Source organism: Bathymodiolus heckerae thiotrophic gill symbiont (assembly GCF_900128515.1).
GTDB lineage: Bacteria > Pseudomonadota > Gammaproteobacteria > PS1 > Pseudothioglobaceae > Thioglobus_A.
In genome coordinates this window covers 1-10869 of sequence record NZ_FQTP01000052.1, presented here as the reverse complement: position 1 = coordinate 10869, position 10869 = coordinate 1, and the positions used below count along the sequence as shown (strand labels likewise).

Sequence of the window (10869 nt, the reverse complement as noted above, 5' to 3'; positions counted from 1 at the left end):
AGTGATTAAAAATGCACGCCTAAAAAGAACAGACTGACTAACTTCCTGTTGACTAAATTCGTCACTTTCTTTAAAGGCAATAATAGGCGCCGTCCATAGCTTAAAACCCAAATAAACCAAATACAATGCACCTATTATTTTTAATACTTGAAAGGCTACTGTAGATGCGGCCAATACAGCACCTAAACCCAGAATACTCAATAAAACAAGCACTTGAAAAGCTAAAACATTTCCAAACGTAGCTAGCACCGCTTTTTTTGCGCCATAGCGAATACCATTATTGATAGAAAACAATGTTGCTGGCCCAGGTGCAAACATCCATGCCAGAGTGATTGCCAAAAATACCAAATACTGTTCAAAACTCATACTTAATCCACGATGCTGATATTAATGCCCTGCTCTAATAACTCGGTTTGTCGTTCATTCAAATAACCACTAAATATTTCATGCTGTTGATAGTGCTTGCCACTCACATAACGTAGCATTGTATTAAAGTGGAAGCTATAAAGCTTTCCATCAATTTTCGAAATATACTCACCCTCATCAAATAGCAACACTCCAGGTCGGTAGTTAAGATCATAGTCTTTTACCATTTGCCTAGGAGATGTTATTTTTCCATCGAAATCAATAATTTGTTGATCTGAATAGGCGTCAAATCGTACAAAGATAAATTTATCTAATTCTGCTTTAACATCTGCTCGATTGATCAAATTTTGATGAAAATCATCACAAGCCGAGCAGTCTTTATCTTCAAATAAAAGCACAACAGGCTTGTCAATATCTTGCAATGACGTTAGTTTTTGCAAAGAACCATGTTTGGCAAATACATAGTCAGAAGTATTTTTTTGTTTTTCAATGTAGTCTGACAAGGTATTATTCTTGTAAGACTTACTAGCCACATACTCAAGTACAGAGCGGAATGCTTTAGGATTTCGATAGCCATTGGTTCTAAATGCTTGCTTGCCATCTTCACCTATAAAAACAATAGTTGGTGTGTATTGTACTTTTAGTAGTTGGCTCAATTCTTGTTCTGTCTTGGTTTCAACATCACTCATGGTGATTTCTCGCGCACCTTTGATATTAACCGCAATCACCAAAAAATTCTTTTTAATAAATTCTAGATTTTCACCATTTTTAAAATTTTGTGCCAGCATTGCATCACAATAAGGACAGCCATCTAAGTGAAAATACAACAGTACCATTTTGTTTTCATCCAGTGCATCCTCGGCGTCTTCAGCAATATCTAAAAAACTATCGGTAAACCAAGAGGGGATTTCATATTGACTGCCGCCCGTAATTTTGCCCGATTCTGCTTGCACAGAAAAAACTGATAAAAAAACTAACCCGATAACGAATATAAATTGACGCATTAACATAACAAACAACCCTATTTAAAAGACACAACTTTTTAAATATTACTCTTATTATCAGCATGTATATCAGTATATTTTTATAAAAAGTACGTTATTTTCATTGCAAAAGGTGATAATAATATTTGTCTGTTGTGTTTGTGATTGGCTAATATCCCCTGAGCCGATAAATAAACAACTAAGGATATGAGATAGATTGCTATTGTGCAAGCCCACCTCGCACTCCCCGAGTACTGCTTTGGGACGCTTGAAGTGGGAAACCTGCGGTAATCTTCGAATTTCCGCCTTGAACCTTACTGGTTCAGGTTTCTGCCAACACGGTACAACGGACTTTGAATTCTTCGGCCACAGAACGCCTTTAATGCAAATATGAAAGCACTACGCCAACTCCTTCGACAACAACGACGCGACATCACCTCTGTCGATCGGATTTCTTTTGCCAAAAGCCTTTTATTGCAAGTACAAAAAATCGTAAATTTTCAACATGGCCAAAAAATTGCAATTTATTTGCCAAATGATGGTGAAATTGATACCAAATACATACAAAACTTCTTAAAAAAACAAGAAGTAAGCACTTATTTACCAATATTAGTCGGCAAAAGTCTTGAATTTGCAAAAATAGGTGAAAATTTCAGAAATAATCAATATGGCATTCCAGAGCCAGTTTCTACTGATATTATCAGCGCAGAACAGCTCGATATCCTATTTATACCATTGGTAGGTTTTGATGCAGATAAAAATCGCATTGGCATGGGTGGTGGTTACTACGACCGTACATTAGCCTTTAAAAAACAGCAAAAAACAGCAAAAAATCCTAAAATTGTTGGCTTAGCTTTTGATTGTCAACAAGTTGAGAAGCTAGAAGTGCAAGAATGGGATGTGCCACTTGATGCTATCACTACTCCGAGTAAAATCTATTGAATTATATAGTCTTGCTAAAAGGTGAGCGATTGAAAGAAACCTACCATTATGGTGTCAAATCTTCAACAGACAAAAGTTGCTTACCGTGACGAACAGTTAAAACGGATATTTTTGAAACGCCAATCAAATAAATAATTCGATAATTACCTTCAATTAATTCTCTGTAATCATCTTCTTGTATTTCTGGAACAATTCTCCCTGACCTCGGATGTTCCATCAATTTATCTGTTGAATCAAATATATCATTAGCCCATTGCATAGCCACATCAGGTTTATCTAAGGCAATATACTCTGCCATTTCAATTACTCTTTCTATAGCTAACGGCGACCACTCAATTTCCATTAACTACCGAGTCTGCTTAAAACAAGTTTTTTAGCTTTATTATGCTCTACCCCTTCACCATTATTTATTTGGGTAATTGATTTTTGAACATCCTGAAGAAGCTCTATTGTTTCTTGCATTTTTTCATATTCTTCAACGCCAAGCACAACTCCCACGCCTTTACCATGTTGTGTAATTATTAAAGGTCTTTTGGTTTCTTGAATTTGCTTGAAGAAAGTTGCCACACCTGCTCTAAATTCAGAGAGAGGGCGAATATCTTGCCCTATTCTTAATCTTTGCATCTTTATCACTCCAAAGTTATATTTGTACATTATATCGTACAATATACGCTTTGTGTGATTTTGCTATATAACGTCGCACGTTAGCCTTTAAAAAGAGCAAGAAACTAGCAAAAAAACCAATGTTAATTGGTCTTGCATTTGATTGTCAACAAGTTAAGCAATTAGAAGCACAAGATTGGGATGTGTCTTTAGATGCAATTATAACGCCAGGCACTATTTATCAATAATATTACTAAGTTAGCACATAAATATAGGTGTTAATTAGGCCTTCACTTTTACTATTTACTTTAATCATGGTACGATGATATTCATCACCTTCAAATTTATCCCAATGATTAGATAAATTATTTGAACTAAACACATACCCATTAATTTTTTCACCATTAGTATCAAGCCTTAAGCCAGGATAGCCCATGTCAGAACCCCGTCCTTCAAATGATAAATTTCCCATTACAGAGGCTGATTGCCAAGTTCCGCCAATACAAGCTAAGCACCTTTTCATTTGGTTATCCTGGCCCCAATGTACCGTAAACAAATAACTTTTCTTGCATGGTTTTAACTGCCTAACGCGTGCTTTTGTAAGAATGATTTTAAAGTGGGATTATCATTAATAAGATTCATGCCAAAACCACGCAGCCATCTGAGTGGCTCGTTGTTTTCTTTATAAATCCAGTTTAGCCCTGTCATGGTTTTTGCCATGAGTTCGTTATCCAATCGACGCGCTCTGGCGTACTGCCTTAATACAGAATAATCACCAAGTAGTTTTGAAGTTGATTGTAATTGATTTGATAATTCAATAACATCTGCAAAGCCAAGGTTTACTCCTTGGCCTGCTAGTGGATGAATATTATGCGCAGCATCACCAATTAAAACCAAATTTTCTTTAACATATTCTTGACTACTACGCTCAATCAGTGGAAAGGCTTGAATGTCACTCACCACTTTAAATTCACCAAATCGATATTCCACACCAGCTGACAGACGCTTGACAAACTCTTGTTGAGAGAGTTGTATCAGCTCATCTGCTAATGAATTTTCAGCTGACCAAACAATTGAGGCTTGACACTCACCGAGTGGCAACAAAGCAATAATACTGTCTGATAAAAATCGCTGCCAAGTGGTGTTTTTAAACCCATTGTTAGATTCAATATTACAAACAATGGCTTTTTGTTGATAATCATGCTGACTAAATTCAATGGCTGATAATTCTCTAATGCGTGATCTTGCGCCGTCAGCCGCAATGAGTAAGCTACATTCAAGCTGATCACCGTTATCTAGTATCACTTGACAACCGTCTGGTGTTTTTTTAATATCTTCAAGTTTGGCTTTAATAAAGATAATATCGGTTTTTTCAAGCGCTGAGAATAAAGCCGATTGAATGGCGTCATTTTCAATAATATGACCCAAATGCTCTATACCTTCATCTTCAGCATGAAACTCTAAAGCACCGTGTGAATTTTGATCCCAAACTGATGTACTAGTAAAAGCATGCTTGCGCTTGATTAAACCCCAAGCGCCAATGTCTTTAAGCAGTTGTTCTGATTTTGGGGTGATGGCGCTAACGCGCGTATGAAACTCATCGTTTAATGTTGGATTGGCGTTGTTCGGTTCAATAATAGCAATACTGTAATTTGTATGTGCCATGCTAAGTGCAAACGCTTGACCAACCATGCCGCCGCCGTTAATAATTATGTCGTACTTCATCAATCTTCTCCAGCAATGGTCATTTGATTAATCATGATAGAGCCTACTTTGATATTATTACGATGATCTACGTCGGTGCCGATGTGCTCAATACCTAACAACATGTCTTTTAAATTACCGGCAATGGTAACGCCCGATACCGGGTATTGAATTTCGCCATGCTCCACCCAAAATCCCAAAGCGCCGCGAGAATAATCACCCGTTGTGGTATTGACACCTTGACCCATTAGCTCTGTTACCAGTAAACCTTTATCCATGTTTTTAATCATCTGATCCAGTCCACCCTCAAACTGATGTTCAATGATTAGATTATTAACACCACCAGCATTAGCCGTGGTTTGCAAACCAAGTTGATTGGCCGAATATTGACTTAGAACATAACTTTTCACTTGTCCATTTTCAACAAAATATTGCTTTCTTTTTAGCACGCCATCTCGATCAAATGCTTTAGCACCAATGGTCTTTAAAGCAAAAGGATTTTCAAGCACGCTAATGGTTTCTGGCAATACAATCTGATCAATACTATTAAGCAAGAAGGTTGATTTTTTATATTGCTTCGCACCACTGATGGCACTAATTAATTGTGAGAACAGTCCGCCTGATAAGCGTGGTGAAAAAATGACTGAACATTTGCGCGAAGATAGTGACCGAGCGCCTAATTTATCGTTTGCTAGTTTTGCCACTTTTTGCCCAACAGCTTCTGGCGCTTCTAAATCTTGCGCATCTAATGCTGCAGTATATTCATAAGCTGTTTGCATGTCTTTATCTTGCTTAGCAATAACACTACAACTCAGCGAATGTTTAGCGCCCTTTTGTACGCTCATCATGTCATTTGAATTGGCATATAAGCCTTCGCCTTGAAAGCTTGATACTTCAGCGCCATCAGAATTATTGATATTATTCTGCTCTAATGCAACCGCTTCACATTGTGTTGCCAGATCAATACTATGGCTTGGATCAAGTGCCCAAGGGTGATACATATCCAAATCTGGGACATCAAATGCCATTAATTCTTTTGGCGCCAAACCATTAAACGGATCATCTTGAGTATATTTAGCAATTAAACAAGCTGACTCAATGGTTTTTAGGATGCCGTTATCGCTCAGATCAACACTCGATGCATGGCCTTTAGAATTGCCCATGTAGACATTAATATCAAAACTTTTATCTAGGTGATACTCTAGCGTTTCAACCTTGCCTAATCGTACTGCTGTAGAGACACCAGAACTCGAACTAAGGGAAATCTCATAGCCACTAATATCGTGTTTTTTTAATAATTCTATGGCCAGTTGTGCGGTGTTTTCTAATGACATAGTGTTAAGTTAGATAATCTAAATCAGTTGGTTTTGGGAAATTATTTAAACCATATGGTGTTTTTATAGGGCCATCTAGTTGCATCTTATGTGTCTTAGGCTGAGGTGCATTCATTTTATGCTGTTGGGTATTATTATGCCCATGTGGCTTCCCATTAATCATAGAGTTAATAGGCATCCATAATGCCGCTACGCCTAGACCAATAATCAGCAAGCCTGACAATTTCCTAACAAATGCTTTTTGAACAAAACGTGTTAACTGAGTAGATAAACTCGCCATCAGTAATAAACTAGGCAATGTACCTAAGCCAAATGCTAGCATTATCAGTGCGCCATCGGCAGCTGAGCCAGACATAATAGCAAAACTCAAGGCGCCATAGACCAAACCACAAGGGATTCCACCCCACAATAATCCTGTAAAAAAAGCGCCTTTTAGATTTTTAACTGGTAGAAAACGTTTGGTTAGCGGTTGTAGAATTACCCAAAATTTTGCACCAATTTTTTCTAATATTTGAATACCGGATGACCAACCACCAATATACAAGCCCACCATTACCATCAGCACCCCTGAAAAAATTCTCAGGGATTTATCAACAAGGCTCATTTGCAATGTTTGTGTTAATATCGCACCCAACAAACCAAAAGCAACGCCCATTAAAATATAGCTCAAAATTCGACCAATATTATAATTAAGATGGAATAATGCCACTTTTTTGGGATTGGATTTAACGTCTGAATCGAGACTTGCCGTCAACATAGCAACCACACCGCCACACATTCCTAAGCAATGTACACCACCTAGTAAGCCCATTAAAAAAACACTCAGTAAAATATCCATTAATTCTCTTTTTTGTTATTTAAATACTCAACTTCTAGCAAATGAATACGGCGCGAGTCTGTTTTTAATACTTTAAATTTAAAACCCTGTAAATTAATTTCATTCATCTGTTCTGGCAATCGAGTAAAGCCAGTAATAACAAAACCAGCTACCGTATCAACATTGTCAACTCTTAGAGTTACTTTAAAAAATTCGTTAAATTCTTCAATTGGTGTATTGGCTTTAAGCAAGAAACGCCCATCGCCAAAATCAATAATATTGTCTTCTTCTAGATCATGTTCATCTTCAATTTCACCAACGATTTGTTCCAGCACATCTTCCAAAGTGGCCAAGCCAGCAATTTCCCCATATTCATCCATTACAATTGCCATGTGTGATTTCTTTTGCTGAAAGTCTCTAAGTAAGGCGCCCAATGTTTTGCTTTCTGGCACCAAAATTGCACTGCGTAAATATTCTTTATAGTTAAAGTCATGGCGCTTATCGCCCGCTAAATAACTTAATAAATCTTTGGCAAGAACAATGCCCTGAATTTTATGGCGACTTGAATCAATAATTGGAAAACGGGAGTGTGCTGATTTAATCATAATGTCGAGCAACTCTTTGGTTTTTGCATTATGCTCAATAGTAACCATTTTTGACTTTGGCACCATAACATCACGTACTTCCATATTTTCAAGCTGCAATGTGCCTTCGATAATGCTACGACTATGAGAATCAATAATGTGGCTTTCTTCGGCTTCTTTTAGCGCTTGTAAAAGTGCATCACTAGAATTTATTGGTGTGTGAAAAAACTGTTTGAGCAATCTTCTTAAGAAAGGCTGTGTCGACGGAGGTTGATCTTCGCTCATGTAATATTTTTTAAATTAAAGCGCTATTTTACCAAAAATTAGGATTTTTTGCTACTACGCATTTTTTTGCCTTGAGCAGCACGCTCTTTTCGCACTTGTTTAGGGTCAGCAATAAGTGGTCGATAGATTTCTACTCGATCTTTATCACGCAATATTGCATCTAGTTTGACAATTTTTCCAAAAATTCCAGTTTTATCTTTGCTTAAATCGATTTGTGGATAAAGCACTAAGATGCCCGAATTTTCAATAGCTTGCTTTAAGCTAATACCTTCGTCCACCTCTAAGCTTAATAAGGTTTGTTTTTTTTCTAATGCGTAAGCAACTTCAATATTCATTAGCCTTGCTGATGCTGATCACACAATTGCTGCGCTTTGGCAAAATCAAGCGTACCTTCATAAATAGCTCGACCGGTAATTGCGCCACCAATGCCGTGGTGTGTAACTGTTAATAAGTTGGTAATATCATCCATATTAGTAATGCCGCCTGAGGCAATAATATCAATCGAAGTTTGCTTGGCTAAATCTGCCGTGGCTTCAACATTCACACCTTGCATCATACCATCACGGGCAATATCGGTATAAACAATCGAACTAACACCATCTTGTTCGAATTTTTTAGCCAAATCAACCACGTGTAAATCTGTTTGCTTAGCCCAACCTTCTGTTGCTATCAAGCCATTATTTGCATCTAAGCCAACAATGATTTTTCCAGGAAATTCACGACATAACTCAGAGACAAACTCTGGGTGTGTTACTGCCATTGTGCCGATAATCAAATAGCTAATACCTGCCTCAATGTAAGTATTGGCAATTTGCATGTCACGAATACCGCCGCCAATTTGCACTGGCAAATTTGGAAATGCTTTGGTAATTTCAGTCACACTAGAAGCGTTAATAGGTTTGCCTTCAAAGGCGCCATTAAGGTCCACCAAGTGTAAGCGCTTAGCACCTTGATTAACCCATTGGGCCGCCATCTCAACTGGATTGTCTGAAAATACGGTCGTATCATCCATTAAACCTTGTCTTAGGCGTACACATTGTCCATCTTTTAAATCAATTGCGGGAATAATTACCATTTTTTTATCCATTATGTCGACGATACCCAATTACTTCAATCAAATACTGCTGTTCAACAACCTGAGAATGATCTAAATCAGCAATGGTTCTAGTCACTTTTAAAATTCGATGATAAGCTCTTGCTGAAAGTTGTAATTTATCAATCACACTTTCTAATAGTTGCTTATTATCGGCATTCAAAACAATCAATTTATCTACTTCATCAGTATTAAGCTGATCGTTTAATTTACCTTGTCTTTGCAGCTGCCTATTATAACAATCAAGTACGCGAGCTCTGATTGTTTCACTATTTTCTATGTTCTCATTTTGCTGGGATAGTAACACCTCTTTAAGCAAGGGTGTCACATCTAAAACCATATCAATACGATCCAACAATGGCCCTGAAATTTTGTTTTTGTATTTATCTATTTGGTCTCTAGTGCAATGACATTTGGTCGTGCCATCGCCATAATATCCGCAAGGGCAGGGTTTCTGTGCCTTGTTGCCCTCCCTCGTATTTGTTGTTCCAAAGCCTATTGCAGGTATGCCTAAAGAATTAATCACACTGGGCGACCATATTAAAAAGAAAAGGTTGGAAAAATCATAGGAACTGATAATTTTACAATAGTTAATTGGGAAAAGAATAGCACTAAAAATATTCCTGCAAAATACTATCCAAAGATTATGGAATTTTTAACTTACTGTCCAATAGAAAAACCACCTACTACTCTAGCAGAAAAAATTAAACTCCATAGACTCCACCAAGGACTGAATCAAAAAACAATTTTCGCAACTTCTAAAAGTTGATCCAACCACTGTTAAATTTTGGGAAAGTGGAGAGAGGAAGCCATCGGAAAAAATAGTTATGAAATTAAAATATTTTTTATGTTTTAATTAATTCAGTGTTCCACATAGCTTATTCCATGCTTCACGATGCTCATATTTTAGTGCTTTATCTTTAGAAACTTGTTCAGCATAGCTTGAAATAAAAGAATCTGTATTACTTAATCTCAAAAAATATTTTAAGGTTGTATAAACACCATTAACCACCACATCACAACCATGTTTTGAACGAATTTGCATAATTTTTTTATTTAAAATATCTAACTCTAATTCATCGTCATATGTTGATAATAAATAATATCTTGAAACAGTGCTATGCTCCTGTATTTTTGAATATATCGTGTCAAGCATATCAATTGATATTTTTTTATCTTTTATCTCAATACCTTCAAATGGTTTTCCATTTGAATAGTTTATTTGCACATCACCAATAGAACCTGTAGATTTATCAGAAGCCGTGTGTGAATCCAAATTACATAAAAATTTATCTTTATATCTTCCATTGTCATTTCCAAAAATAGATTCATATGCCGAGTAAATTGCAAGATTGGGAAGTCTTGATGCGCCTGATACATTCTTATAGGGAAAATCAATATGGTCTTTTATAAGTTTTAATGTTTCGCTAATAGTTAAATTAGCAGGAACTGATAAAACTATATTTTGTTTATCTCGTTTTGACACTAAACCAATAAATAGATATGCCAAAATATCATCAATACAATTTTCAGTTTCTATAGCATTGTAAAGATTCAAAAATGCGTCTTTCAATCCTTTATCGCTAATACTTCCAGTATATCCTTTAACATAAGGCGTAGCCTGTTCTAGACTTCTCGTTAGCCAACCAGATTCAGCCATAGAAGGAAATTGATTCTTCTTCATGAAAGGAGTTATATATTTTGTATCAAATGTTCTACCAGAATAACCGTCTGGCATACTGCTTTGATGTTTCCTGACATCTTGTTTAGGATGAAAATGCTTATATACCAAACCTGTTATAATGACAGTTAAAACTCCCTTTTGTTTTTCACCAAATAGAATTATTGTATCTAACCATCCCTTAATATCTTTGTCTAACTTATAATCTGACAAGATAGAATTTTCAAACAATTCTTGGATATTATATTTAGAAATATTCATTGAAATATCACCTCACTAAAGTCATCCAATATCCAAGTAGCAACATCTTTTACCATTGGAACACAAACAGAATTTCCAATTTGTTTATATAAATTACCTGTTGGCACAGGTTTTTTGAATTTTTCAGGGAAGCCCATGATTCTGAAACATTCATTTACTGTCATCTTCCTTACTCTTCCATCTTCTAACATAATCCAAAATCTACCTGATGATTCT

At 36.4% G+C, this 10869-nt stretch carries 16 protein-coding genes, 1 other RNA gene and 1 pseudogene; 4 read left to right on the top strand and 14 right to left on the bottom strand.

The features are described 5' to 3' along the window. Together BTHERMOSOX_RS07290 and BTHERMOSOX_RS07285 are read right to left on the bottom strand one after the other, a co-directional pair. The coding region (locus tag BTHERMOSOX_RS07290) for a LysE family translocator (RefSeq protein WP_138120436.1) at positions 1 to 366 on the bottom strand (366 nt) is incomplete at its 3' end. Positions 367 to 368: 2 nt separating this feature from the next. Then, positions 369 to 1376: a thioredoxin family protein gene (locus tag BTHERMOSOX_RS07285; RefSeq protein ID WP_138120435.1), complete on the bottom strand. Its 1008-nt coding sequence runs from the start codon at positions 1374 to 1376 to the stop codon at positions 369 to 371. A gap of 117 nt (positions 1377 to 1493) precedes the next feature. On the opposite strand from BTHERMOSOX_RS07285, the gene ssrS reads away from it, so the two are divergent. After that, positions 1494 to 1706: non-coding RNA, 6S RNA (ssrS, locus tag BTHERMOSOX_RS07280), on the top strand. A 33-nt stretch (positions 1707 to 1739) separates the two neighbouring features. Next, positions 1740 to 2291 (top strand): 5-formyltetrahydrofolate cyclo-ligase, encoded by a 552-nt coding sequence (locus BTHERMOSOX_RS07275; protein ID WP_138120434.1) that lies wholly within the window; start codon positions 1740 to 1742, stop codon positions 2289 to 2291. A gap of 46 nt (positions 2292 to 2337) precedes the next feature. Here the strand turns inward: BTHERMOSOX_RS07275 and BTHERMOSOX_RS07270 are convergent, their stop codons facing one another. Both BTHERMOSOX_RS07270 and BTHERMOSOX_RS07265 read right to left on the bottom strand, forming a co-directional pair. Then, positions 2338 to 2634, bottom strand: a complete 297-nt coding sequence (locus BTHERMOSOX_RS07270; protein WP_138120433.1) for a type II toxin-antitoxin system RelE/ParE family toxin — start codon at positions 2632 to 2634, stop codon at positions 2338 to 2340. Continuing rightward, positions 2634 to 2915, bottom strand: a complete 282-nt coding sequence (locus BTHERMOSOX_RS07265; protein WP_138120432.1) for a type II toxin-antitoxin system prevent-host-death family antitoxin — start codon at positions 2913 to 2915, stop codon at positions 2634 to 2636. Before BTHERMOSOX_RS07265 ends, BTHERMOSOX_RS07270 begins: the two co-directional genes overlap by 1 nt. A gap of 107 nt (positions 2916 to 3022) precedes the next feature. Here BTHERMOSOX_RS07265 and BTHERMOSOX_RS07260 point away from each other — a divergent pair. Next, positions 3023 to 3142, top strand: a pseudogene (locus BTHERMOSOX_RS07260) (5-formyltetrahydrofolate cyclo-ligase); the annotation flags it as partial. Positions 3143 to 3147: 5 nt separating this feature from the next. On the opposite strand, the gene BTHERMOSOX_RS07255 reads toward BTHERMOSOX_RS07260, so the two are convergent. The 8 genes from BTHERMOSOX_RS07255 to BTHERMOSOX_RS07220 are packed head-to-tail and all read right to left on the bottom strand — an operon-like array spanning position 3148 to position 9237. Further along, positions 3148 to 3417, bottom strand: coding sequence for a gamma-glutamylcyclotransferase (locus tag BTHERMOSOX_RS07255; protein WP_249360643.1), 270 nt, complete (start codon positions 3415 to 3417; stop codon positions 3148 to 3150). A 53-nt stretch (positions 3418 to 3470) separates the two neighbouring features. Continuing rightward, positions 3471 to 4619: a UbiH/UbiF/VisC/COQ6 family ubiquinone biosynthesis hydroxylase gene (locus BTHERMOSOX_RS07250; RefSeq protein ID WP_249360642.1), complete on the bottom strand. Its 1149-nt coding sequence runs from the start codon at positions 4617 to 4619 to the stop codon at positions 3471 to 3473. After that, on the bottom strand, positions 4619 to 5932 hold the full coding sequence (gene pmbA, locus BTHERMOSOX_RS07245) for a metalloprotease PmbA (protein ID WP_138120429.1): 1314 nt from the start codon (positions 5930 to 5932) through the stop codon (positions 4619 to 4621). The genes BTHERMOSOX_RS07250 and pmbA overlap by 1 nt, the downstream gene beginning before the upstream one ends. A 4-nt stretch (positions 5933 to 5936) precedes the next feature. Then, positions 5937 to 6770, bottom strand: a complete 834-nt coding sequence (locus BTHERMOSOX_RS07240; RefSeq protein WP_138120428.1) for a sulfite exporter TauE/SafE family protein — start codon at positions 6768 to 6770, stop codon at positions 5937 to 5939. After that, on the bottom strand, positions 6770 to 7618 hold the full coding sequence (locus BTHERMOSOX_RS07235) for a CorC family transporter (RefSeq protein ID WP_138120427.1): 849 nt from the start codon (positions 7616 to 7618) through the stop codon (positions 6770 to 6772). Before BTHERMOSOX_RS07235 ends, BTHERMOSOX_RS07240 begins: the two co-directional genes overlap by 1 nt. Positions 7619 to 7656: 38 nt before the next feature. Next, on the bottom strand, positions 7657 to 7953 hold the full coding sequence (locus BTHERMOSOX_RS07230; protein ID WP_138120426.1) for an RnfH family protein: 297 nt from the start codon (positions 7951 to 7953) through the stop codon (positions 7657 to 7659). Continuing rightward, complete coding sequence (gene hisA / locus BTHERMOSOX_RS07225) at positions 7953 to 8693, bottom strand: 1-(5-phosphoribosyl)-5-[(5-phosphoribosylamino)methylideneamino]imidazole-4-carboxamide isomerase (protein WP_138120438.1); 741 nt, start codon at positions 8691 to 8693, stop codon at positions 7953 to 7955. The genes BTHERMOSOX_RS07230 and hisA overlap by 1 nt, the downstream gene beginning before the upstream one ends. Before the next feature lie 4 nt (positions 8694 to 8697). Beyond that, the gene (locus tag BTHERMOSOX_RS07220; RefSeq protein ID WP_138120425.1) at positions 8698 to 9237 is read right to left on the bottom strand and encodes a magnesium chelatase subunit ChlI family protein; all 540 of its coding nucleotides are present in this window, start codon (positions 9235 to 9237) and stop codon (positions 8698 to 8700) included. 208 nt (positions 9238 to 9445) lie between these two features. On the opposite strand from BTHERMOSOX_RS07220, the gene BTHERMOSOX_RS12065 reads away from it, so the two are divergent. Then, positions 9446 to 9571, top strand: coding sequence for a helix-turn-helix domain-containing protein (locus BTHERMOSOX_RS12065; protein ID WP_138120437.1), 126 nt, complete (start codon positions 9446 to 9448; stop codon positions 9569 to 9571). On the opposite strand, the gene BTHERMOSOX_RS07210 is transcribed toward BTHERMOSOX_RS12065, so the two are convergent. Further along, complete coding sequence (locus BTHERMOSOX_RS07210; RefSeq protein ID WP_138120424.1) at positions 9568 to 10653, bottom strand: restriction endonuclease, SacI family; 1086 nt, start codon at positions 10651 to 10653, stop codon at positions 9568 to 9570. The two genes, BTHERMOSOX_RS12065 and BTHERMOSOX_RS07210, sit on opposite strands and share 4 nt — an antisense overlap. Continuing rightward, positions 10650 to 10869 (bottom strand): DNA cytosine methyltransferase (locus BTHERMOSOX_RS07205; protein WP_171004690.1); only part of this gene is annotated, 220 nt, incomplete at its 5' end. The genes BTHERMOSOX_RS07210 and BTHERMOSOX_RS07205, both read right to left, overlap by 4 nt.

Coding starts and splice junctions, on each gene's coding strand:
- BTHERMOSOX_RS07210 (WP_138120424.1), bottom strand. CDS start 10,653: ATGAATATTTCTAAATATAATATCCAAGAATTGTTTGAAAATTCTATC.
- BTHERMOSOX_RS07285 (WP_138120435.1), bottom strand. CDS start 1,376: ATGTTAATGCGTCAATTTATATTCGTTATCGGGTTAGTTTTTTTATCA.
- BTHERMOSOX_RS07255 (WP_249360643.1), bottom strand. CDS start 3,417: ATGAAAAGGTGCTTAGCTTGTATTGGCGGAACTTGGCAATCAGCCTCT.
- BTHERMOSOX_RS07235 (WP_138120427.1), bottom strand. CDS start 7,618: ATGAGCGAAGATCAACCTCCGTCGACACAGCCTTTCTTAAGAAGATTG.
- BTHERMOSOX_RS07240 (WP_138120428.1), bottom strand. CDS start 6,770: ATGGATATTTTACTGAGTGTTTTTTTAATGGGCTTACTAGGTGGTGTA.
- BTHERMOSOX_RS07270 (WP_138120433.1), bottom strand. CDS start 2,634: ATGGAAATTGAGTGGTCGCCGTTAGCTATAGAAAGAGTAATTGAAATG.
- hisA (WP_138120438.1), bottom strand. CDS start 8,693: ATGGTAATTATTCCCGCAATTGATTTAAAAGATGGACAATGTGTACGC.
- BTHERMOSOX_RS07230 (WP_138120426.1), bottom strand. CDS start 7,953: ATGAATATTGAAGTTGCTTACGCATTAGAAAAAAAACAAACCTTATTA.
- BTHERMOSOX_RS07250 (WP_249360642.1), bottom strand. CDS start 4,619: ATGAAGTACGACATAATTATTAACGGCGGCGGCATGGTTGGTCAAGCG.
- pmbA (WP_138120429.1), bottom strand. CDS start 5,932: ATGTCATTAGAAAACACCGCACAACTGGCCATAGAATTATTAAAAAAA.
- BTHERMOSOX_RS07265 (WP_138120432.1), bottom strand. CDS start 2,915: ATGCAAAGATTAAGAATAGGGCAAGATATTCGCCCTCTCTCTGAATTT.
- BTHERMOSOX_RS07275 (WP_138120434.1), top strand. CDS start 1,740: ATGAAAGCACTACGCCAACTCCTTCGACAACAACGACGCGACATCACC.